Raw genomic sequence first — 21,825 nt, 5'->3', positions numbered from 1 at the left:
GTAACGTTCGGCGATGTAAACCTATTACCAGTTGCTGGAACAATTGGTGATCGGCGTCATGTCAGAAACCGTCAATGCCGCCTTGGCGCGAAAACTGACCGTTGGTCAGAAAGATCTGGGTGACCGTCCGCGCTCGGTTCTGCGGGCGCTGCGTCTGGGGTTTGCGCGGGCCGCAAACGACCGCGTGAATTTATCGCTTGCAGTAATAGGGGCTAAGCAATCCAGCCGGTCTGCAGAGGATCTGGTCGAAGCGATTGGTCCGGATTGGCTGTTGCTGGTGTTTGACGGGCCTGGGGGGCGTTTGGCGGCTTGCCTTGACCCGCATCTGGTGTCCGCCATCGTTCAAACCCAAACGATCGGAGAGGTCTTGCAGGACGATCCGGCTCCTCGTGCATTTACAGACACGGACGCCGCCATGTCTTCGCCTCTGATCGAAGCTGCTCTGACCCGATCCGCCGGTCTGATTGACCCGACAGCAGAGCAGGTTTGCCTTGATGGTCATGAGTATGCATCGCGCGCTGCGAACCTTCGGGAACTGTCGCTGGCTCTGACAGATGAAGTATATCGGGTCTTTGATCTGACCGTCGATTTGGCCAATGGGATACGGCAAGGGCATATCTCGGTCTTTGTGCCAGAATCCCCAATCGTGTCTGACATAGCTGATGAGGCATCGGATCATTCAGGTCCGCGACTTGAGCATTCCTCGGGTGTGGTGAAGGCCGATTTGAACGCGGCTTTGTGTCGGATGACCGTGCCGTTGTCTATGCTGACCGCTGTGCAAATTGGCGACATCCTGCCCCTGCGTGGGGCGCGTTTGGACCGAACCGAGATCCTGACGATCGAACGCACGCGGGCAGGTGTTGGTCGCTTGGGCCAGTGCGGAGGGTTGCGAGCAGTACGCTTGAACGAACATGCTGCGCTACCAGCGCTAAGCGGAACTGAAGCCCAGGAGTTTATTGAAAGCCGCAGAGGGATTCACCCGCAGGACAGTTTGGACGAACCAATGGCCAACGTGGTAGAAATCACACCCCCGGTGCCCATGACGGACTTTGAGGGGAGCCTTTCAGAAGATCTGATCCTGGACGACTCTGATCGGATGGTGGCCGAAATCTCTCAACTGGCCGGGCTGAATACACCCGAACCAGAGAATGGCAGCTCGTAACGCAGAGTGTTTAACCCGCTTTGGTGCGAAGACTGTCCAAAGCAGGGCGCAAATTTTCCAACTGATACCCTGCATTCGTCGTTGCGTTCAGGATTTCATCTGTACTCATTTGGTCGCATTGCCCCAAAGCCCAAACAACGGAACATCGCGTGCCTGACGCACAGTAGGCCAAGACCGGTCCGCCGCAGCCTTCTGCCATATCACGTTGAAGCTTCACGTTTTCTGGTGTCATCGTCTGATGGGTCAGCTCCAGCACCTCATATTCCATGCCCGCAGCACGCACGGCATCGCCGATTGCATCGGATTGCATCACGGGCGGGACCTCGACATTGGGGCGGTTGCAGATCACCTTCACAAAGCCGGCAGCGGCTATTGCAGGCACATCCTCAACTGTGATCTGCGGCGATACGGCATAGCGGGGGGTGATGGGTCGAATCTCCATGCCAATTCCTTAGGCCGCGTTTGCCGCTCTGTCCAGTTGCGCGCCAAATGTTGGGGCAACGAACATGCCTGCCGCCATCGCGACCAGGAAGACCACACCGCCAAGCCCTCCGTAACTCAACGACGCCATCGCTGGTCCGGGGCAAAGACCAACCAGCCCCCAACCCATTCCAAACAGCACTGATCCTACGACCAACTTTCGGTCTACTTCGGGTTTTGCAGCTGGCGGAAATGCGTTCCCAGTCAAAGACTTACGTCCTGATGTCAAGCGCCATGCGATCAGCATAGGCAAAATCGCTCCACCCATCACAAAGGCCAAGGTCGGGTCCCAGTTGCCGAAAACATCCAGCCACCCTTGAACCTTCGTCGTATCGGTCATGCCTGAAATCAACAATCCGGTACCGAAAAGTGATCCGGCAAGTAAAGCAATGAAAAGGCGCATCAGATCAGGCCCCACAAGTGACGCAACAAAACCAGGGTCACGCCCCCGGCTAGAATATAAAAGACGGTGGCCACGATCCCGCGCAGTGAAAACCGGGAAATGCCGCAAACCCCGTGACCAGACGTGCAGCCATTGGCGATGCGTGTGCCAACGCCAACCAGCAACCCGGCGATGACGACAAGGATCAAGTTGCTGGTAAGATGTGTCTGAACCTCGGGCGCAATCAGCGGGCGCAATAGAAACGGCATACCGATCAGACCAGCAACAAAGGCCAACTTCTCGGCCATCGTATCGCGGGCGCTGCCATCAACAAGGCCGCCCAGGATGCCGCTTGCGCCCATGATCCGACCGTTGCCAAGCAGATAAACAGCCCCGCCCAGACCAATCAGTAAACCGCCGAACAGGCCCATGACCCACTCTATATTCATGAGGTTCATCCCTTTGTTTACCCGTGTCAGAGTTTGTTGATCGGCAGTTTCAGAAAGACATCACCTTCCTCATCTGCAGGCGGCATCTGTCCTGCGCGCATATTAACCTGCAAGGACGGCAAAATCAGGCGCGGCATAGCAAGTGTCGCATCGCGTGCGTCGCGCATTTCCACAAACTCTTCGATGCTGCGGCCTTGTCCGATATGGACGTTCAGGGCCTTTTGCTCGCCCACTGTCGTTTCCCACGCGTATTCGTCGCGGCCCGGGGCCTTGTAGTCGTGGCCCACGTAGATTCGCGTCTCATCTGGCAGGGTCAGAATTTTCTGGATCGACGCGTAGAGGGTCGCCGAGGAGCCGCCGGGGAAATCGCATCGTGCCGTTCCGAAATCGGGCATGAACAGCGTGTCGCCTACAAAAGCTGCGTCGCCGATCACATAGGTCAGGCAGGCAGGCGTGTGACCTGGGGTATGCAGCACGTCTCCGCGCATCTGGCCGATGTGGAAACTGTCGCCTTCCGAAAACAACGCGTCGAACTGGCTGCCATCGCGCTGGAACTCGGTTCCTTCGTTGAAAACCTTGCCGAACGTGTCCTGAACGGTGACGATCTGAGCGCCAATCCCGATCTTGCCGCCCAGCTCCTGTTGCAGATAGGGGGCCGCAGACAGATGATCGGCGTGAACGTGGCTTTCCAGAATCCATTCAACCCTAAGGTCGTGACTGCGCACATAGTCGATGATCTGATCAGCCGAAGCGGTCGTTGTTCGACCCGAGGCGTGATCGAAATCCAAAACGCTGTCGATAATGGCGCAGGCGCGCCCTTGTGGTTCGTAGACGACGTAAGACACCGTAAAGGTTTGATCGTCGAAAAACGCTTTCACTGCGGGCGTCATATTGTCCTCCGTTTCGGTTGCTTAATTCATATATGTATTTCGGAATGTGACACAACTGCCAATCTGAATTTGATGCCCGTCAAGGCAGGTTCGATTAAAATGGCTTAAACTTTAACCCATCTGCGCCGAATTGCCGAAATTACGATTACGTCAGGCAAAATCCCGCACACATTCAGGTTAACATCTGCGGGTCTTATTCCCGTTACCTATATGAGGGATACTGGCAACACTTGGGAGGATGGTTATGACAGCAACTAATCTGTATTCCGAAGCAGAACAGCTTGAACAAAAGCTTCAAGGCGCGTGTCTGGACACGCGATTGGCGCTGCAACCGAGTGTGAGCAAGGTTGTTGATCGAATGCGACAGCAGGGTATGCACGTGCCGTCGCGATTGCGGCGACTGGATGCGGCTTTGTGCGAAGACGCGATGGAAGCGCAGTTCGATAACCTGCCGATCTGAACTAGGCGGTCATCCGAAGGATATCCCGAGGATGACCATCATCAATCCAATAACCGACAAGAACAAAGAGGCCAGGTTCCAGGGCAGTACGCCCTGAACAACAGCGCGCAATTCGTCATCCGACAAACCGGCCTTGCGCGCTTTCATCACGCGAAGAATACACGAGACAAGACCGCAAAGCCCGGCAAGGGACAGGGCTGCTCCGCCCCAGGTGATGAATTCAAACATGGTTCCCCACATCTCATCGTGAACTGACCCCGCGCTTAACGGATCGGATCAGGTGGCACAAGTGCGTCTGAGGATTGGGTGCTTGCGACCCGGGCTACAGCACTGTATCCGGCATCTTGCATCAGATTTTCAGCCTTTGGGAGAGACGCAAATGGAAGACATCACCGAAGATCAGGCCGCCGCCAATTACCGCGTGACCGCAGGCGAGCTGCGCCAGTTCATCGAACGGTTCGAACGTCTGGATGCCGAGAAAAAAGACTTGGCCGAACAACAGAAAGAAGTCATGGCCGAAGCCAAAGCCCGGGGCTACGACACCAAGGTCATGCGCAAAGTGATCGCGCTGCGCAAGCGTGACAAGGACGACATTGCCGAAGAAGAGGCTGTGTTGGAGATGTACAAAGAAATTCTTGGTATGACCTAAAACCGAGTCTATGAACCAGCTCTGAGACTCAGGTCACTTGCCCTTGGAGTGGTGATGAGGGCTGGCGAATGCCAAGAAGAGCGACATAGCACTGCGCACAAATAGTAAGGGCACTATTAGGCTGACCTTCAAAACGATGAGTAACGGGAATGCGCAGTAAGCGGACTTTGCAAAGTCTTTGGTACGGGTAGCAACAGAAGCCTATTTTCGCAGTATTCCGGGCCTACCCACAATGCCTCGACGAGAGACGAGGCGTTCCTCACCGCCTGCAAGGATGTAAGGACATGACGACACGCACATCGAGCCAGCTAGAACGGCTGTAGAAAGCTCAGCACCTCTCACCTGCTTACCAATGGACAGTGCATCGGAAACCGCTCCTCCCGGGCTGTGGAGAGCCACAAGGTCGGCGATCATTAATTCTACTGCCCTGAATGCATCCGCCCAATGGCATTTTCAAAGCGGTAGAAAGAGCATAACCAAACGAGTGAACCCACGCATCAGCATGAATACTAATGACGCCGTGATTGAGTTGGCGTTGCAAGGTCATGGGATCGGACGGCTTTTGTCGTATCAGGTGGCACCCTACATTGCAGATGGGCGGCTCAAGACTGTCATGAAGTCATATGAGCCACCCGAGGTTCCCATCCACCTTGTTCATCAAGGGGGACGAACCGTGTCTGCGAAGGTGCGCGCTTTTGTCAATTTTACGGCCGAGCGCCTCAAATCCAATCCCCTTCTAGCTTGAAAAGAGTCCAGTTCTGAACGCGCGACCAACAAAGGGCGAGTTCGCGCTATTCAGCCGCCGCCGAAACCGAAGAGGTCCACGCATTTGGAATAAAGGCATCATCCAAAGCGGTGTCCGCCACATGGTTCGTATAGTTCGACAGGACTTTCAAAGCGGTGCCAAGGATGACTTCCAGCATGGTTTGGCGTGTGTAACCTGCCACTAGAAACGCCTCGATCTGGGCGTCGCTGGGCCAGCCCCGGCTTTCGTTGATCACGATGGCAAATTTGCGCAGCGCTTCCAGCTTGGGGTCGGCAATGGGGCTGCCAGTTCGCAATGCGGTGATGACGTCCTCGGGGACACCGGCCATCTGGGAAAGCGTGGTATGGGCGGCCATGCAGTACTTGCACCCGTTCAACCGGTTGTTGGTCATCAGGATTATCTGGCGCTCAGTCTCTGACAGGCTGGTCTTTCCGAAGATGCTGGAAAGTGTCGTGTAGCCTTCCAGAATTGCAGGAGCTTCGGCCATGGCAGCATAAAGGTTGGGTACAAAGCCATACCCTTTCAGCGATGCTTCCAGAATTGGTTTCGCGGCTTCAGGGGCAGAGGCGATTGTATAGGTCTCAAAATCAGTCATGTCTGGTTTCCTTTGGGATGAGGTTTTTCGCACCCGTATTGTCCTTGCGGACAGGGCGTCTTGGAGAAATGCCGGTCTTTGGGGAGGGGAGAGGCAGGGGTGGCTCCGACCGGCAAAAGCCACCAAATTCCTTGGTCAAAGGCTGCCGACAGGCGTTTGGTGGATATCTGCCCATTTCGCATGGGCGCCTTGGATCACGGTCTCTTTGTCCTCAAGGTACTTCTTGAAGATGTCTTCATTCACAAAGAGATAGAGTTTGCCGTCGACAATATCGGCATAGCGAACATCGCCATCAAGCTTCTTGCCGACATAGACGCCAAAGGCGCAGAAACCGCCGAATTGGGGCAGATGTGCCGTCGGATCCGCTTCGAACGTGGCTTGCGCTGCCTGTGATGCAAAATAGTAGTCCACACCGTCATGAGCCGATGTGTAAGCGGCGTTGCCCATCTCGGGTTTCTCAGCTTCAAACATCGACACAGGATCGACGCCGTGCATACCAAGGGGGTGTCCGGTCAGCGTCAGACTGTTCGAGACGTTGTATTCATCATCGGCCAATGCCGCCGCCGCCAGGGCAAGAGTCAGCGCTGTTGTAAGCGCAGGAAACATAAAGATGCGTTTCATGTTGTGTCCTTTCGTGATGTCAGGATCAATTTGGAAAGTCGGTTCGGGTCAGGCTGATTGGCCGATGCGCTCAACCGCGTCGTCGGTCCACCAGACGCCGTTGGCGACCATGCGGAAGTTGATGATGGCGGCGAGATACCCGTCACCTTCAGGCACCTTGGCCCCGGCTGTGGCATCGCGAACGACAGCGACTTCGTAGCCCAGCTCCAGCAGCTCGTAGAGATGCGCCTGCGTACACAGGTTCGCCGACATCCCCGCGAGGATCACCTTGTCGATCTTGCGTTTACGCAATTGCAGGTTCAGGTCATTCTGAGCAGGGCTGTAAACCTTGTGTGGCGAGCAAATGATGGTTTCGCCATCCTCGATGTACTTCTTGTATTGCGGCATCCAGTCGGCACCTGAGCCCTCGAAGTTGTCCAAATTGAGCGGTCCCAGGCGGTCAAACATGCCGATGCTGTGCATCGTGGCTTCCAGAGTGCCCTCGAACTCCCACTTGTGGTCATGTGGGTAGTAATAGTGGGGCGAGATGAAGACCGGCATCCCCGCAGCCTTGGCGGCAATGAAAAGCCGTTCGATATTGTCGACGGTGCCCTGCTCGGTCACGCTTTCGCCAACGACGCCCCACGTCACACCGTCCTCTGACAAAAAATCAATCTGGGGGTCGGTCACCACAAGCGCAGTACGCCCCGGCTCGATGGTCATGTCGATTTGGGGAAGGCCTGGATTTTCCGGGTCAGCATAGTAGGCGCGTGCTTCGTCGGTCGCGGCAAGGGCCTGCCCGCCAGCCACTATTGTTGTACCTGCCGCGGCCGCACCGGCGGCTTGTTGCAAGAGTCGCCGGCGCGCCATATCAACGCGTTCGGGCGTGACGTCGCAAGCGCAGCTTGCTCCATGTTTGTGGTCATGATTGCTCATTGCAAATTTCCTTTGTCTGAGAGGGGCAAATGGGTTTGCTTTACTCGGGAGCGCCCCAGGTGGATCTGACAAAGAAGAAGTTAGGCGCCACATCGATTGAGGTATCGGCCCGCCCTGCCAAGGTTTTGGCCGAACCTGCCATGTGGTCTTGAGGTGTGTGGCTAGTCGGAGGTCGCCTGCTGCCTGAATCGTGCCGGAGCCTGGCCAACCCAGCGCTTGAAGGCACGGCTGAACGTGCTCTGTTCCGAAAACCCGGTCATAAAGGCGATCTCGGCTATGGAAGCCTTACCGTCACGGAGCAGGTCACGAGCGAGTGCAACTTGTGCCTGACCAAGAACGTCGCGATAGGTCAGCCCTTCTTCGGCCAACCTGCGGTAAAGAGTGCGCTCGCTCATTCCCATCTCTTGGGCGACATGCGCCGCCTGCGGTGCGCCGTTACTTAGGGCTGGCGTAAGCCGGTGGACAATTGCTTGGCTCAGTGAGGTGTCGTCATCGCGAGAGTTGAACTCCTCATTTAGGTGCTTCGTCATGAAATCTGACAAGCCCGGATCGCCAAGACGATTTTCGCTTTCCAGCATAGCAGGGCGCATAGCAATGGCGTTGTGGTCAGTACCAAATTGCACGGGACAACCAAAATGCTCGGCGTAACGTTCATGCTCTTGTCGGCACGCATGTTTGAACGCGACATATTCGAGCGACAATCCAGCACCCACAAACCGATACATATTCTGTGCAAAGGCGGCAAGCGCGCATTCGTTGCGCAATTCCAAGGCGGCGCGATGTGGCGTTTGCCCTTCAAATATCCAAAGGACCGGATCGCCGGTTTCGTCAAGTCTGTAAACTGCGGTGTCCGTGACGAGACGAAAGTAACGTTCGATCCGTTGCAAAGATTCCCGCAAGGTGGGAGCTGTCTTTACAGCCAGGCCAAGGACGCCGAGATCATCGGTCGCAATCGCGTTCGCATAGGCCTCAACCAACGCAACCTCATCCGCTTGTTGCGCACGAATCCAATCGATCAGATCGAAATACGCATCATCCGCCAATTGGCCGTCTTGAGCTTCTGGTAGACGCAGCACGACAGCGCCATTCGAAATCAGGGCGCCATCGTCGTTCAGCGTCATCCCGGCGGCGTTGGCCATCGCGCGGGCGAATGCGTAAGTTACACTTGCCATACAGTGAGATTAGCACTGGAATGCTCTTTCACACCAGATCGTCCCACCCAGTGATAGGTATAATAAATAGAGACAGCCTCGATCTTCGGGCGCTTGAGGATAAATGCGCCAAACTGATAAAACTCGTCATCAGGTTTTCTGAACGGTATCGTCCGAAAGCGTGCGGAAGCATGCAGTCATAGAGGTCATGGTGGATGGGCGAAATTTTTATATCTGTGCTGCTGCCGCTCGCAGTTGTTGTCATCATGTTCTGCCTTGGCCTCGGACTCACAGCGGCTGACTTTCAACGCATCGGACGACGTCCACGTGCCTTTTGCGTCGGGGCTCTCAACCAGATCATTTTGCTGCCTTGCATCGCTTTGATGGTGATCTTTATCTTTGGGATTTCCACCGAGACAGCCGTTGGTATCATGATTTTAGCGGCCTGTCCGGGCGGGGCGATCAGTAACATCGTAACCAAGCTTTCGAATTGGGATGTTGCTTTGTCCGTTACTCTTACAGCAGTCTTCAGTCTGACTTGTGTCGTTACCGTACCGCTTATCCTGGGGTTTTCGATGCAGATGTTCATGGGGGCAACTGCGCCCGCTATCGACATCTCTTCGACGGCTTTAGAAATGTTTTTTTTAACAGCTTCTCCAATCCTAGTCGGGGTGACCGCGCGGTCATTGGCGCCGCGGATTGTAGCCGCTGTCGAACCAGTCTTTAGCAAGGTCTCTATGCTACTTTTTGCGCTGGTCATTGGAGGCGCGATCATTTCAAACTGGGTGGTGGTCGCGGATAACTTCCTTAGGCTTGGACCCGCACTTTTGGTTGTAGGTGCGTCACTCACGTTTATTGGCATCATGAGTTCAGGGATGCTCGGATGCACAGACATCGAGGCGAAGACGATTTCAATTGAGACCGGCGTTCAAAACGGAGCTTTGGGGATCGCAATTGCCACCTTGCTGTTGCCTAACACCAATGGGTTAAGCGAATATGCCATCCCATCCGCAATTTATAGCGTGGTCTGGATCGTAACAATGTTGCCTGTGTTCGCTTTCCTTGCGCGAAGAAGCCCAATTTTATGATCCTGACGCCTATTTGCCAGCTCTGATTATGGGCTGGGCCAAGTCCCTTAGTTTCCATGCCGGAGCGCCATCTGGTCAAAGAGCGATCAAGGAGCTCCCAAGCCCTCTGTGGAACGGCCGCTTTGGCGATTTTCCCTGTTGAAGGGAAAAACTGTTGCTGCCAGTGCGGTGGATCCTGCGTCAGCGAAGGTGTAGACTCCAAGGTCAGTTTTGTCCGCAAGGCGGAAGTCACCACGCTTGGATGTGAAGCCCCGGTTTTGAGCTCAATCCATACTTTGAAGACTTACGAGAACGGCTCAAATGATATTGCTTTTAACCAAACGACGAACTTGCTGGGGTCTCGTTAGGCAAACCTGCCGTTCGTAGTGTTCCAACAGAATCTCTGTGCGGAACCCGGAATTGCTTCGGGGTTGCGTAAACAACTTTGGTTCCTCACTTTGAGACGAGGTTTACTCAAGCAAGATTGAAAGAGAATTGAATGAAACGCCTGTTTCCATCTCTGCCGCAGAACGCGACGCTGGGAAGTGTCTATCAAGCCTTTCCAGACAAACTTTCTCCGCTTTGTGCGTACGAAAGCCTTGTGATGAGGGGCGAGAGCGACCTCTCGGTTGCTGAACGTGAATTGATTGCAGCCTATGTCTCTGGCTTGAATGCTTGTGCGTATTGCCATGGGGCGCACATCGTTTTCGCCAAAGCCTACGGCATTGAGGTCGAGACAATCGAAGCACTGATGGAAGACCGCGATACGGCACCGGTCGAGGATCATCTCAAACCGCTACTGGCTTACATTGAAAAGCTCACCGTCTCGCCATCACGAATGACAGAAGCCGACGCAAATGCGGTCTACGCGGCAGGCTGGTCAGAGCGCGCGCTGTTCGATGCTATCCAGGTCTGTGGTGTCTTCAATCTCGTGAACCGCTTCATAGAAGGAACAGGTGTTCAAAGCCCTGGCACCGACCCAAGAGAAGCGGACGAAGCCACTTTAGACAGATGCCGCAGTGACAGCTTCTATACCGATTTCGGACGAGAGAACGGCCTCGACATCCCATGAATTGATGTTGTTCAAACTTTCGAACGAGCACAAAAAGATGGTCCGATAAAACGCCAGCAGCGTCCTTCGCTCTCAGGGTTAAATCACTCGTCGGATCAAATCGGCGTGTTCATTTATTGTCGGTGGATCCATGTTCAAGCCTCAACTATCCGTCCTGCTTTTCGTTGATAGCCCATTTTCTGATAAGGTTTTGGGAACTTGTCGGCTTTGTAAGGGGGGAGAGTTGCTTAAGTTTGACGCGGAGACAACGAGATTACTTGAAATCGCCTATCAAGGAGCTGAATTGACGCGGCGAAGACAGGCTTCATTTGATGCGCTGTGCCCGGCTCCCGGTGAAACTATTTTGGACATCGGTTGTGGCAACGGGATGTTAACAGCGGAGTTGGCCCGCGCAGTTGGCTCGGATGGCTATGTCATCGGGATTGACCCAAGCGCCGACATGACAGCAGCCGCTAAAGAACGATGCAGCGACTACGCAAACGTGGAGTTTCGTGCTGGTGCCGCAAATAGCTTGCCCATTGAGGATGAGAGTGCCGACAAGGCCGTCTCGGTACAGGTCTTTGAGTACATCGACGATGTAGACGGTGCACTGGCTGACACGCTGCGGTGCGTCAAACCCGGCGGGCGCCTTGTCATCAGCGATCTACACTTTGGCAGCTTGATTTGGTTCAGCGACGAGCCCGGAAGAATGCAAAAGATGCTGACTTCCTGGAACCATCACTTTGTGAGTGGTTCCTTACCGGAAAGACTGCCTGCACTGATAAAGGCTCGCGGCGACCATGTGGAAAATGTCTTGTCGTTCACAATGACAGATCACCAGTTAAAGCCTGATGGCCTCGCAATCATGATGATGCACCTCATGAAGCAATACGCTGTTGCAAATGACCATGTGGATCCCGCTGTTGCGCAATCGTGGTTCGATGAGCAGCTCGGCCTTGCAAAAGCTGGACGCTTCTTCTTTTCGATGACCCAATTTATCGTCGTGGCGCGCAAAAAGGGTTGATCGTTCTACAATACTGCCACTTGACCTCGGCCGTGCGCGCTAAACCATCGTATGGAGCAAGGTTGGCGGCTGACGGTTGTCTACCGTCGCCACTCGAATGCCAAGAGTTTAAGGCCGTCTCGCAATCAGTGTTGCAAAGACCTGATAGCCAAAAAGTGTGCGCTCTCTTGCTCGACGGCGATACTCGGCGACTAATCCATTGTGCAGATCCTCTCCAATGTCACCGCGTTTCATCAGCACTTTTCCCGTTTCTTCGACCCAGGGGAGCATTTGGTCATTGTCCAGTATACTTCTGCTTTGAAGACTGAAGTCTTCGACAGTGAAGCCGGCATTTGAGGCCAGTCCGCGCAGCTTGGCGACAACAAATGGGTCGGTGACAAACTCGTTCACAAATATTTTGGCACAGGCGTCCAGAGGATCGTTTGGCAGGTTTCCCAGTGACGCTTTCGAAAAATCAGCGTCACACACCACGAGACGCCCTCCCGACCTTAGAACGCGCCTTGCCTCGGTCAGAAGAGGTGCCGGATCTTCCACATGGGTAAGCACCGTGTGCATTATCAAGTTATCAACCGAGCCATCATCCAGGGGCAGCGACGCTCCATCGGCGACCTCAAACGCCACATTGTCGTGGCCCCCAACCCGCGCTCTTGCTTCGGTCACAAAGCCGACAGACGGCTCAAAACCAATGATGCGCGCGGGTTTGGCCTTCTCCGCAATGCGGCGCGTGACAGCTCCTGCGCCACATCCGACTTCAATCGTCAGACTATCCTCGGCAAACTCAAGTTTGGCCAGATAGTTTGAAACGATCTTTTCCATTGTGGGATCGGCCTGACGCGCGTCCATCGAGTCGGCAAATGCGGCAATGAACTCCGCACCCGCAGCATCTACATCTTGAAACGGATCAGCCATCCCAACCACCCTCCATTAACGCTCAGTATTCTCTACCAAAAACCCTAGCATCACCTGAACCAAGAACAAGCCGTGCCAAAATGGGTATACTTGGGGCAAATAGGAGGTTTATGCTAAGGGCAGGGAGCTTCAGTAAAAAGCCCTGAGCGAACCTCGTATTCAGGCAGTTGGAGTAGAGGGCCGCATCATCTATCGTCGAACGCATGTCGGACAAGGGACAACAGTTGCAACGAAGGTTGGCGGCAATACTGGCCGCGGATGTCGTTGGGTATTCGGCGCTTATGCACAAAGATGAGCAAGCCACAATTCTAATGCTTGATCACCTGAAAAGCGACATCGTCATCCCAACGATAGCCGGCCAATCAGGTCGTGTCGTGAAGAGCATGGGCGATGGTTGGCTGCTACAATTTGACAGCGCGGCGCAAGCTGTAACCGCAGCAATGCAGCTACAAGAGCAGTTGGCTGAACACTCGTTAATAAACATGCGGATCGGTGTTCATGTGGGTGACATCACAGAAAAAGGTGATGACATCCTGGGTGACGGTGTGAACATTGCCGCACGGCTTGAGAGCATTGCGCCAACCGGTGGTATCGCAATTTCTGAACCCGTACATCTGAACCTTGAACACAATCTGGCAGACGCTTTCAAAACAGTTGGGAAGAAGAAGCTCAAAAACATCCAACGCAGCCTGGATGTGTGGATTCACGATGGACCACAACTGAGTGCACCGCAAAGCTCGCCTTCTTTTACAGAGACGAGCTTGCCAAAGCTATCCATCTATCCTGTCACGTGCAGCGACCAACGCGCTGAACTCAAGGAAATGGCCGCAGCTCTCACTTCAGATTTCGGTTCTTGTTTTCGAACGATCAACTGGTTAAACGCGGCAGTAACATCCGCGGAAGCATCAGAGGGATATGCACTTCGTGGGGTGCTGCGTGGACACGGCGACCGATTGCGCCTGGAAGCCCGCTTAAATGACTCTTCTGGTTCCGAAATCTGGACTAAAAAGTTCGACGGTTCGGTCGATGCAATCTTTGATTGGCAGGACGAGGTCGTAGAAAAGCTATTGGATGCCGTGAGTGGGATCTTGATCCAGTCTGAGACCGCAAAGCTCTCTGCTTTGCCTGAAGACGAACTGACTGCCGAACAGTGTGTCCTGATGGGCATGATCGCTTGGTCGGACGCTGGCATCGGCAGCTACGAAGAGGCGTTATCGTACCACGCCAGGGCCATAGAAGCCAAACCAACCCTCGCGGCGGCCTATGCGGAAGCTATTTGGACAATGAATGGCGCGAACACCTATGATCTCCGTCGCGAATTGTCATCCTACTATGAGAAACTGCCAGGCTGGATCGAGGCCGGGCGACACATGGCGGGGCAAAGCCCAACGCTTGATCTGAGTGTCGCTGTGGCTGACTACAATGTAGACAGAGATGCGGATCGACTCTCCGTAGCGCTTGAGCAAATCCGGCAAAGAGCGCCATTAGATGCCCGTCTGCATTTGTTTATGGGGTGGGGCTACAACTGGGCCGGATTTCCTACAATGGCACTTGGCTGTTTTCAGACGGCGCTTCGGTTGGGCCGATATGGTGCCGTTTTCGTGGGGGCTTCCGGAGGTGCTGCCACCTCTTGCGTAATGCTTGGTCGAGACCGCGATGCTATCGCCTATGCAGAGGCAGGTTTGCGCTTTTCAAAGAACTATGCCCCACTCCACAGCACGAGGGCTGCTGCTCACGCAATGCTTGGGGAACCTGAAAAGGCATCTGCGGCGTTGGCGCGAATGCTGCAAATGGAACCTGATGAAACGATCTCGAAATGGCGTAGCAACGTGGACTATGGCGGTTCTGAAGGCGCTGAACGCTACTTTGAGGCGCTTCGCCGCGCAGGGTTGCCAGAATAGCGGTTCTGGAACCAAGTTGCGCTAGCAAAGCCGGTAGCTTGATCGCGCATCTTGGTAGCTGCAAAGCTCGGATTTGAAGGTCGGCTTCGGGCTGCCTCCAGCCAATTGTGCGAGAGGTAGCGAAGGTCGACTACGAGCCCACTTTGACCGATGCTGCTCGACGCCCCAATGACAGCAATGCGCAGAAAGCTGACTTTGCAAAGTCACAGTCTCCACTTCAAGCAGCACTTCAATGCTTGGTGGGCGCCAGATTGATAATCGTATTAAGCAATTTCATTTAAGTATTACTGCATGACATTCTGTTTTATCCACAGTCTGGGCACGTAACACACTGGCTTTCATATGCTTAAGACAGGCGGTTTTTAATTCGAATTTGCTTCACGCGCAGCTTTGGCTCGAAAACTTGCCAATTTTGACGCGTCAAATTTTGCAGCCCCGGAACCTAATTTTCCAATGGCGCTTGGATCGTTGACCTCATCCGCGTCAGTGAACTTCCAACCATAAGCTGGGAGATCATCGCCAGCCTCTACATACTGAGCTTCAAATGAATACGTTGCTCTCATTGGAACGAACCCATCCACGAAATTCATCGTCCTCTCTGACGGCGAAATAGAAACTATCCCTGTAAGGCGAACTGGCTCGTGAAAGCGTTCTGGATACCAACCTTCCGGCAATCGAACACGAATAAGCTGGTTTGGGTTCGGTGGAGGCGTATGGCTGCACATACCTCTCTCCGGAACCAAGTAAGCGACGTTTGTACCATCAGGATCCGGTGGTGCGGGTATCGCATAGCCCGCCAGCTTTACGACTTTTCCGTCAATTTCTGGATTACCAGCCGTGGCGGCTTTCTTTCGTCGCTCTGCAACGACCCATCGTTGTTCAATCAACCAATCAACGTCGATCCCAGCCTTTTGCAGCGGCGTCTCATTTTCCAGAATTTTCGCTTCAAGACTTTTGCGGACATCTTCGGAATGGGCTCCACTATCCAGTCTGAGCTTTAGTCGGACGACTTCAACAAGACCACTAAGCTGGTCAGGTGTCAGTTCTTTGAAAGGATCTACGTATTCCTGAGATTCTTCATCAATCAATTGGTTCCAGTCTAACTCAGCGATTTCTGCCGACAACGACGTTGAAATCAAAGAGGCAACACAGACTATTCTCCAAATCTTCATGACTTATCCTTTTCAACCGTATGGCCACTTGGATGTTGGTCAATGCGTCATCACCTGCCAGCTTAAGACATTTATGGACACTTGGGCTCTAAGCGAAACACAGTTCAAAGCTCGTTTTTATAGATGACTCCGTCCTTCATAATCAGGTCGAAGTTTTCTTGTGGGTCCCCTACAAGCTCCAAGTTTTCAAGCGGGTTGCCGTCCACGAGGATCAGATCAGCGTATGCGCCATCTCTGATAACTCCGAGTGGACCGTCTTGGTAGGGATGACGAGGGCCACTCATTTCCATTAGGCGGGCATTTTCAGAGGTCGCTATCTTGAGCGCTTGATAAGGCGTCATCCAAGTTCCCAACCTCACAAGATATTCGCTCTGTTGATACGCCTTTGATGGATCCATGAGTTGATCGGTGCCAAAGGCGAGATTCACGCCAATTTCGACGGCCATTGGGTACAGCGCGTCTACAGCATCAGTCACCTGTTTCCACTTTTTGGCACTAACTGGGCTATCCCAAACCATATCGGCCTCAAACATCGCCTGAGGACTGAGCCAAGCGCCTTTTTCCTTCATCAATTCCAGTGTTTCTCTTGATGCGAAGAAGCCGTGCTCAATGCTCATCACGCCGTTTTCTATTGAGGTACGGATACCTCTGTCTGTCATCACATGCGCCAAAACATAGGTGTTAAAGTTCGTTGCCTCTTCGACTACCGCACGAATTTCGTCGACCGAATACTCGCTCACATCCAGCGGATCGTATTGGGAAGAGACACCACCACCAGTCGTGATTTTGACCTGAGTAGCACCAAACTTGAGGATTTCTCTGGTTCTCTTTCTGACTTCCGGTACGCCATCAGAAATCATCGCCATCATATTTTTTTCCCAATAACTCAGTTCAGAGTTGGAGTTTCTTGGGTTTTCAAGCAGCGTGTGAAAGTCGGCATGGCCTGACGTTTGGCTCATGAATGGTCCGGAGGGCAAAATGCGGTGACCGGGGTATTCACCAGCGTCAATCAGTTTCTTGATCGTAAACGGATTTCCGCCAGGGTCTCTAACGGTGGTAAATCCACGCATTAAAGTCTCTTCAGCCCCCTTCATACTGCGAATGGCCACTTCCGACATGTCGCCTTGATTCAACATTAGAACGGATGCAGGGGTGTAGGCATACGTCGTGTGCCAATGGACATCGATCAATCCTGGGATCATCGTGCGACCGCCACCGTCAATCACCACCGCGTTCTCGGCTTCGATTGGGTCGGAAGAAACAGCGGTTATGAGATTATCTTCGATCAAAACGTTAGCATTCTCGATGCGTGCTTCGTTTACCCCGTCAAAAACATGAACATTCGTTATGAGAGTTCTTGTAGAATCCTCTTGAGCGCTCGCCAGCGTTGCCAGCATGCTTGAGATTACCAAGCAGAGCGTTGACAATTGATTTTTGCGCATATCTTTCACCCTAGGAATATCAAAGCATTCGATTGTTTAATTTTAACGAAGGTAGCCAACTCTCCGAGGAAAATCGATATGAACTTTTTTAAGGAACTTGGCGAAGGCAAACCGGAGCTTTTTGCGGCAACCGTACGTGAAGCAATGACAGGAGAGGTTTTCGATGGCGATGTGATACAGTTGGGAAAGGGGGCTGACGAAGGCGCAATTTTCACAGCTCGTTTAGGGCTTTCCCGTTTGTCTAGTATCCGCTTCAAGCCCAATGCATTGGTGAGAACCGCACAAAGTGAAAGCTTCGCTAATTTCACTGTACCAATCTGCGCTTCAGAGTTATGGACGGTAAGTGGCGTTCCTTTGAAAGAAAACTCCGTTTTCTTCAATTTCACTGCATCGGAAACCGAGGTAGTCGCGCGCAATCGAACTTCGTTATGTGGTCGTGTGCCCTTGCAACGATTTCTCAAAGAGGTTCAACTTTTTTCCGGCAGAAATACATCGGATTTTCGCGGACCAACGGTTATCGTGAAACTGTCTTCTGATTTTCACGCAGCTTTGGTGCGAACACTTAGCTGCATAATGAACCAAGCCGATGGTCAATATACCCAGAGTGATTTGGAGGCGCGTCTTGCAAGGACGCTTGCGATCTTCTTTGCCTTATCTCTGAATAGTGGGAATGCACGCAAAGCGACTTGGTCTCAAAAAGTGGGTTTGGTCTCAAAAGCACGAGAGTACTATTCTTCCGCCTTGTCAAAAAGGCCATCAGTGGCAGATCTGTGTCGAGTAACCGCGGTAAGCGCGCCAACATTGATCTCAGCATTTCGCGACGTAACGGGTGAAACACCAGCACGATTTTTTGCTCTTCAAAGACTGGCCAATGTCCATGATGAACTTGTTCAGGCGTCTCAGCAAAAACCCATGGTGAAGCAAGTGGCGCTCGCTCACGGATTCACCGATTTGGGACGATTTGGGAGCCTGTACAAAAGCATATATGGAATTTTACCATCAGAGCAAATTGAGCGTACTGTACCCATTTGACCGGTTGTCTTTTTAGTTCTGCCGAAAACCGATTAATACGAATCTCGGCTCCGATTTAGCAGAGTTCCCTTGACGGATTGCAATGGCACCTCAACGATTTGCCAAACAGAACTATGGATTGGACGGCGGAATGTTTTCATTTTTTTTGAATTTCTACAGGCTCTTAAAAGCGATTGTCCGCTCGTGGAGTAGCCCTAGATTCCGCGGAGCGCTTACCCTTGCAATACTCTTGTTGCTTTCCGGAACTTTGTTTTATGTCAGCGTCGAGGGGTGGTCTTGGGTGGACGCGCTGTACTTCAGTGCAACTACTATTTCTACGGTTGGCCTCAGTGACCTAACGCCCGTAACCGACACAGGAAAACTCTTTACCGTGTTGTATATTTTCGTAGGCGTCGGGGTCTTCATCACGCTGTTTGTACAATTCACACATGCCCTTCTTAGGGACTACGATGAGAAAAAGTCGTCAGATAATTGAAGACTGAAGCAACGGTCTTTCGGTCGTTGCACCCTAGCGCTTCGCTCTGCCGTATGCGGTTAAGGTCGTTGAGAAACTGCTTGGATTAAGGCAAACAAAGCAAAGACAAGGTTCTTTATCAGTTAGGCAGGAGCACAAGCATTTGCTCCGAGTGAGGATCGTCAATGAAATTGATGAGTGCGGTGGGCCAAGCGCGCCTAGAATTCGAGTGGCGCGCGACGAACTCCGTGCGCGCGGTATACGGGAAGACCTTGGAGACGATGACCCAGCGCTGCTTCTGGCAGTACTGCCTAACATTCAACAAGTTGGCCCAGAAAGATATTGCACTGCTGGGGATATGGAGAATGGGCTCTGTTCAAAGTTTACAGGTCAACGTGACGTTGGAGCTTGCAACTCTTCCTGCATATTTCGATTGGAAATGGCTGCGTCTCGACAAGATAGAAAGGAAGCAATCAGGAATGCCCTACAACTCCTTTCTGGGGACGTGGGAAGGGGCATCCGAGTATACTTTCAATCGCAGATTATCGGGAACTTGTCCGTCTTTGAGTCAACGATTGACGAGTTTCTCGACGACAAGCGATTTAAGGATGCTCTGTTCGACTGTGAAAAGAGACTGTTCGCGCCGCTCCCGCCATCGACCCGAGAAAAACTAGCTCAACTTGTTGGCTAAGTATGAAACGCGAACCAAAAGAGCAAAGCAGGAAATCGGCGCCTTTAAAGGACTATCATGCAAACCGTAGCAAGCGAGCTCGCGATGGTATTATCGATATGATGAAGCAGATCGATACGGAGATTTCTGCGCGAGGTTATTATTGTGATCCCAAGGACCCTGATCGGCCTCTTGGCCTTTCAATGGCAGAGGTTCTGCGAAGATCTGGTCTTGGTGTTAACTACTTGAGGAACGAGCGCCATCTAGACCTTCGCGAGCACGTCAAAGCCTGGTTAAAGAAACACAAGAGATCTGACACTGCCGCCAAACGGAAATCTAAGAAAGCCAGGCGGGACTCGATTTCATTTCTTCAAGAAGCAATAAGAGTGATGTCATCTGAGGCACAATCTTGGCTTATCGAGAAAGAAAAGCTTCAAACCAAAATAGAAAACCTGGAAGCAGATATTCGCAACATGCGTGACAGCGGAAATGTTGTTGGGATCGGCTCAAGAAAACGAAAGTGACGTCATTTTTCAAAGCCTTGTGGCTAAGTTTTGATGACCTTACGCAGCACAGCTGACATGCTGGGCACCTTACTGAGCTCAGGACTGCTCTGAAATGTCTTCGGTTCACGGTTGGGAATCTGGGTGAGATCTATCGCAGACTCATACAGCGACTCGAACCTTTAGAAGACGAACTTCAGTTTTATTAACTTCCGCAACGGATCTTCGTGGCTTGGTGGCTATGGAGCGGCTGAGAACCGATTCAAAGCCAAAGCGAATAGTAAACTAAGCTACGACTCGGTTTCTGAGCCAACATAATAAAGAAGCACTTGGTATGTGAGACCTTCCACCGGGGAGGGGCAGTGCGTCTCCCTTGTCAGGCAAAAAGGCATGTGTGGCTTGGGATTGGACCGCCGACCATATTTCCGACCTCATCTGCATCAAAGCGCATTGTTCTCGTCCTGTTGTGAATGTAAGGAAACTGCATAGCCCGAATGGGCCGCGCCGTGCGGGCGTGATGGAATGGTAGACATATCAGACTTAAAATCTGAAGGGCTTACGCCCGTGTGGGTTCGAGTCCCACCGCCCGCACCACTTTGATCCGACACGACCATCCGTTTTATCGCAGATGCATTGGAACCGGTCGCGCTGGTTTAATCTAAACCGGATACCCCAGATCTTGAATCAACTTCCAAATGTCCTTGTTTGCCACGGACAGCTGATCAACGACCCGTTCAATTTCACGTAAGGCATCGTCGTCCACTGTATCTTCGCGACCAAGTTTGATGTCGGTTTTACGATCCGCGATCCGCATCAGAATAGTCTTTGGATTGCCGCTTTCGGGGTCGAAGGAATAGATACAGTGGTTGTATTTGTTGCGTATGCCCGACAGTTTGGTCAGCCGCTGTGTAAGTGCAAGGATCGGGTCGCGAATTTGGGGCGACCGCCCCTCCATCTTGGCCAGCCGTTCGACCAGATCGATTCGAGCGCGGGTGGTGTTTAGCGTCAGAAAGATGATTACCGAGACGTCTTTGGATGCCCCTGTCAGGCCTGCTATCAAGTGGATCAACAGGCTTTCCGTATTGGTCCACATGTAATTCAACCTGCCAACCAATAAGATCAGGCGGTCGAACCGGGTTTCGAATGTGTCAGTCAAGGGCAGACTGCTGCGCCGCGTGAGGCGCGACCTCAAAATAGAAATGCGCCGCAGCGGTTCGGTTGCTGACGCCAATTTTACCCACCACATTGTGCATGTGCAGTTTGACTGTATGTTCCGTGATCCCTAGCTTGGCTGCGATAAGCTTGTTGCTTTTGCCTTGCGAAACAAGTTGCAACACCTGTTTTTCACGACGGGTCAGTTTTGAGTAGCGGGCATGTCTGTCGACACCATTTGGAGCAACCGACGGCGCTTGGATAGCAGTCGGGGTAGTTCTTTGGGATGGGGCGGGAACGCAGTCAGCCAGAAAACTGGGTAAATACAGCTCTTCATGCATCAGCAATCTCAGGATTGCGCGCCATGCATCAGGTGCAACATTCATTGGCAGAAATCCGATCTCACCCAATTGCGCTCGATCCCACCGCTCAAACAAGCGGCGGGCCAAATCTTCTTTGCGATAAGCAAACGCCAAACAACCAGCGCCGGTCGAGTTGGTATAGGCATTGGGGCGCGACAGGAGATCTTCAAGCATCATTTGGTCGACAACGATAATCCTGTTACCGGTTGGCGCCTGCGCACGCATCGCTTCAAAGGTCTCGAAACGTTCTGCATGCACGCCAAATTCGGTCTGCACGCTTCTGAGCGTTTGATTGGAATAGAACAGCTCCTTCCCAACAAAGATTATCGATAGATCTTCTGAACAACTGTCAAGACTGGCATGTTCATTCTGCAAAGACTTACTCATTATTGCCCCCTACAAAACAGGCGTAACCGGAAATTGGTGCTTAATTAAATTAGAACCAGGGTAAAAAACGTTAACTAATCAAGGAATTATATTCTTTTTATTATAGCTCAAGTCTTGAATCTCTACAACCTGACGATGCAGGACGGGCCGTTAAGATATAGAACTATTGATTAGGTTTT

General features: G+C 52.6%; 25 protein-coding genes and 1 tRNA gene. 12 read left to right on the top strand and 14 right to left on the bottom strand.

Annotation, left to right across the window (positions count from 1 at the left end):
- Positions 1–58: 58 nt before the first annotated feature.
- Positions 59–1,162: a FliM/FliN family flagellar motor C-terminal domain-containing protein gene (locus GOV90_RS04915; RefSeq protein ID WP_171094462.1), complete on the top strand. Its 1,104-nt coding sequence runs from the start codon at positions 59–61 to the stop codon at positions 1,160–1,162.
- A gap of 10 nt (positions 1,163–1,172) precedes the next feature.
- Here the strand turns inward: GOV90_RS04915 and GOV90_RS04910 are convergent, their stop codons facing one another.
- The 4 genes from GOV90_RS04910 to GOV90_RS04895 are packed head-to-tail and all read right to left on the bottom strand — an operon-like array spanning position 1,173 to position 3,363.
- Positions 1,173–1,604: a TIGR01244 family sulfur transferase gene (locus tag GOV90_RS04910; RefSeq protein ID WP_171093988.1), complete on the bottom strand. Its 432-nt coding sequence runs from the start codon at positions 1,602–1,604 to the stop codon at positions 1,173–1,175.
- 9 nt (positions 1,605–1,613) lie between these two features.
- A complete protein-coding gene (locus GOV90_RS04905; protein ID WP_171093987.1) occupies positions 1,614–2,045 on the bottom strand; it encodes a DUF6691 family protein in 432 nt (143 codons plus the stop codon).
- Positions 2,045–2,473 (bottom strand): YeeE/YedE family protein, encoded by a 429-nt coding sequence (locus tag GOV90_RS04900; protein ID WP_171093985.1) that lies wholly within the window; start codon positions 2,471–2,473, stop codon positions 2,045–2,047. The genes GOV90_RS04905 and GOV90_RS04900 overlap by 1 nt, the downstream gene beginning before the upstream one ends.
- 26 nt (positions 2,474–2,499) lie before the next feature.
- Positions 2,500–3,363 (bottom strand): MBL fold metallo-hydrolase, encoded by an 864-nt coding sequence (locus tag GOV90_RS04895; RefSeq protein WP_171093983.1) that lies wholly within the window; start codon positions 3,361–3,363, stop codon positions 2,500–2,502.
- Between the two features lie 244 nt (positions 3,364–3,607).
- Between GOV90_RS04895 and GOV90_RS04890 the strand changes: the two genes are divergently transcribed.
- Positions 3,608–3,823: a hypothetical protein gene (locus GOV90_RS04890; protein ID WP_171093981.1), complete on the top strand. Its 216-nt coding sequence runs from the start codon at positions 3,608–3,610 to the stop codon at positions 3,821–3,823.
- Between the two features lie 9 nt (positions 3,824–3,832).
- Here the strand turns inward: GOV90_RS04890 and GOV90_RS04885 are convergent, their stop codons facing one another.
- Complete coding sequence (locus GOV90_RS04885; RefSeq protein ID WP_171093980.1) at positions 3,833–4,051, bottom strand: hypothetical protein; 219 nt, start codon at positions 4,049–4,051, stop codon at positions 3,833–3,835.
- Positions 4,052–4,202: 151 nt separating this feature from the next.
- On the opposite strand from GOV90_RS04885, the gene GOV90_RS04880 reads away from it, so the two are divergent.
- Positions 4,203–4,472 (top strand): DUF2312 domain-containing protein, encoded by a 270-nt coding sequence (locus GOV90_RS04880; protein WP_171093977.1) that lies wholly within the window; start codon positions 4,203–4,205, stop codon positions 4,470–4,472.
- A 352-nt stretch (positions 4,473–4,824) separates the two neighbouring features.
- A complete protein-coding gene (locus tag GOV90_RS21295; RefSeq protein WP_256368028.1) occupies positions 4,825–5,217 on the top strand; it encodes a LysR substrate-binding domain-containing protein in 393 nt (130 codons plus the stop codon).
- Between the two features lie 46 nt (positions 5,218–5,263).
- Here GOV90_RS21295 and GOV90_RS04870 read toward each other — a convergent pair whose 3' ends face one another.
- From GOV90_RS04870 to GOV90_RS04855, 4 genes are all read right to left on the bottom strand, one after another.
- Positions 5,264–5,833 carry a carboxymuconolactone decarboxylase family protein gene (locus GOV90_RS04870; protein ID WP_171093976.1) on the bottom strand — a complete coding sequence of 190 codons (570 nt, stop codon included), beginning with the start codon at positions 5,831–5,833 and terminating at the stop codon, positions 5,264–5,266.
- Between the two features lie 135 nt (positions 5,834–5,968).
- A complete protein-coding gene (locus tag GOV90_RS04865) occupies positions 5,969–6,454 on the bottom strand; it encodes a YHS domain-containing (seleno)protein (protein WP_171093974.1) in 486 nt (161 codons plus the stop codon).
- Positions 6,455–6,502: 48 nt separating this feature from the next.
- Positions 6,503–7,369, bottom strand: a complete 867-nt coding sequence (locus GOV90_RS04860) for a cysteine hydrolase (protein ID WP_058282012.1) — start codon at positions 7,367–7,369, stop codon at positions 6,503–6,505.
- A 161-nt stretch (positions 7,370–7,530) separates the two neighbouring features.
- Positions 7,531–8,541: an AraC family transcriptional regulator gene (locus GOV90_RS04855; protein ID WP_170806673.1), complete on the bottom strand. Its 1,011-nt coding sequence runs from the start codon at positions 8,539–8,541 to the stop codon at positions 7,531–7,533.
- A gap of 194 nt (positions 8,542–8,735) precedes the next feature.
- Here GOV90_RS04855 and GOV90_RS04850 point away from each other — a divergent pair, with 194 nt between their 5' ends.
- From GOV90_RS04850 to GOV90_RS04840, 3 genes are all read left to right on the top strand, one after another.
- Entirely contained in the window at positions 8,736–9,608 is an 873-nt protein-coding gene (locus GOV90_RS04850; RefSeq protein WP_171093972.1) for a bile acid:sodium symporter family protein, read from the top strand.
- A gap of 478 nt (positions 9,609–10,086) precedes the next feature.
- Entirely contained in the window at positions 10,087–10,659 is a 573-nt protein-coding gene (locus tag GOV90_RS04845) for a carboxymuconolactone decarboxylase family protein (protein WP_170806671.1), read from the top strand.
- Between the two features lie 130 nt (positions 10,660–10,789).
- On the top strand, positions 10,790–11,662 hold the full coding sequence (locus GOV90_RS04840; protein WP_254429067.1) for a methyltransferase domain-containing protein: 873 nt from the start codon (positions 10,790–10,792) through the stop codon (positions 11,660–11,662).
- Between the two features lie 108 nt (positions 11,663–11,770).
- Here the strand turns inward: GOV90_RS04840 and GOV90_RS04835 are convergent, their stop codons facing one another.
- Complete coding sequence (locus GOV90_RS04835) at positions 11,771–12,571, bottom strand: methyltransferase domain-containing protein (protein WP_171093970.1); 801 nt, start codon at positions 12,569–12,571, stop codon at positions 11,771–11,773.
- A gap of 224 nt (positions 12,572–12,795) precedes the next feature.
- Between GOV90_RS04835 and GOV90_RS04830 the strand changes: the two genes are divergently transcribed.
- On the top strand, positions 12,796–14,472 hold the full coding sequence (locus GOV90_RS04830) for an adenylate/guanylate cyclase domain-containing protein (RefSeq protein WP_171105801.1): 1,677 nt from the start codon (positions 12,796–12,798) through the stop codon (positions 14,470–14,472).
- A 362-nt stretch (positions 14,473–14,834) separates the two neighbouring features.
- On the opposite strand, the gene GOV90_RS04825 is transcribed toward GOV90_RS04830, so the two are convergent.
- Complete coding sequence (locus GOV90_RS04825; RefSeq protein ID WP_170380014.1) at positions 14,835–15,644, bottom strand: DUF3299 domain-containing protein; 810 nt, start codon at positions 15,642–15,644, stop codon at positions 14,835–14,837.
- Between the two features lie 104 nt (positions 15,645–15,748).
- Positions 15,749–17,086 (bottom strand): amidohydrolase family protein, encoded by a 1,338-nt coding sequence (locus tag GOV90_RS04820; RefSeq protein WP_170380015.1) that lies wholly within the window; start codon positions 17,084–17,086, stop codon positions 15,749–15,751.
- Between the two features lie 78 nt (positions 17,087–17,164).
- Here GOV90_RS04820 and GOV90_RS04815 point away from each other — a divergent pair, with 78 nt between their 5' ends.
- The 4 genes from GOV90_RS04815 (at position 17,165) to GOV90_RS04800 (ending at position 20,339) form a co-directional block, all read left to right on the top strand.
- Complete coding sequence (locus tag GOV90_RS04815) at positions 17,165–18,118, top strand: helix-turn-helix domain-containing protein (protein WP_170380016.1); 954 nt, start codon at positions 17,165–17,167, stop codon at positions 18,116–18,118.
- A gap of 82 nt (positions 18,119–18,200) precedes the next feature.
- Positions 18,201–18,593, top strand: a complete 393-nt coding sequence (locus GOV90_RS04810) for a potassium channel family protein (RefSeq protein ID WP_367397140.1) — start codon at positions 18,201–18,203, stop codon at positions 18,591–18,593.
- 672 nt (positions 18,594–19,265) lie between these two features.
- A complete protein-coding gene (locus GOV90_RS04805) occupies positions 19,266–19,766 on the top strand; it encodes a hypothetical protein (RefSeq protein WP_170806662.1) in 501 nt (166 codons plus the stop codon).
- A gap of 487 nt (positions 19,767–20,253) precedes the next feature.
- A tRNA-Leu gene (locus GOV90_RS04800) sits at positions 20,254–20,339 on the top strand.
- A gap of 64 nt (positions 20,340–20,403) precedes the next feature.
- Here the strand turns inward: GOV90_RS04800 and GOV90_RS04795 are convergent.
- Together GOV90_RS04795 and GOV90_RS04790 are read right to left on the bottom strand one after the other, a co-directional pair.
- Entirely contained in the window at positions 20,404–20,901 is a 498-nt protein-coding gene (locus tag GOV90_RS04795; RefSeq protein WP_171093966.1) for a hypothetical protein, read from the bottom strand.
- The gene (locus GOV90_RS04790; RefSeq protein ID WP_253284685.1) at positions 20,894–21,646 is read right to left on the bottom strand and encodes a response regulator transcription factor; all 753 of its coding nucleotides are present in this window, start codon (positions 21,644–21,646) and stop codon (positions 20,894–20,896) included. Before GOV90_RS04790 ends, GOV90_RS04795 begins: the two co-directional genes overlap by 8 nt.
- Positions 21,647–21,825 lie beyond the last annotated feature (179 nt).

Source organism: Ruegeria sp. HKCCA5929 (assembly GCF_013034525.1).
In the GTDB taxonomy this organism is placed as follows: domain Bacteria; phylum Pseudomonadota; class Alphaproteobacteria; order Rhodobacterales; family Rhodobacteraceae; genus Ruegeria.
The sequence above is the reverse complement of the archived record's forward strand: the minus strand, read 5'-3'. Positions and strand labels throughout refer to the sequence as shown.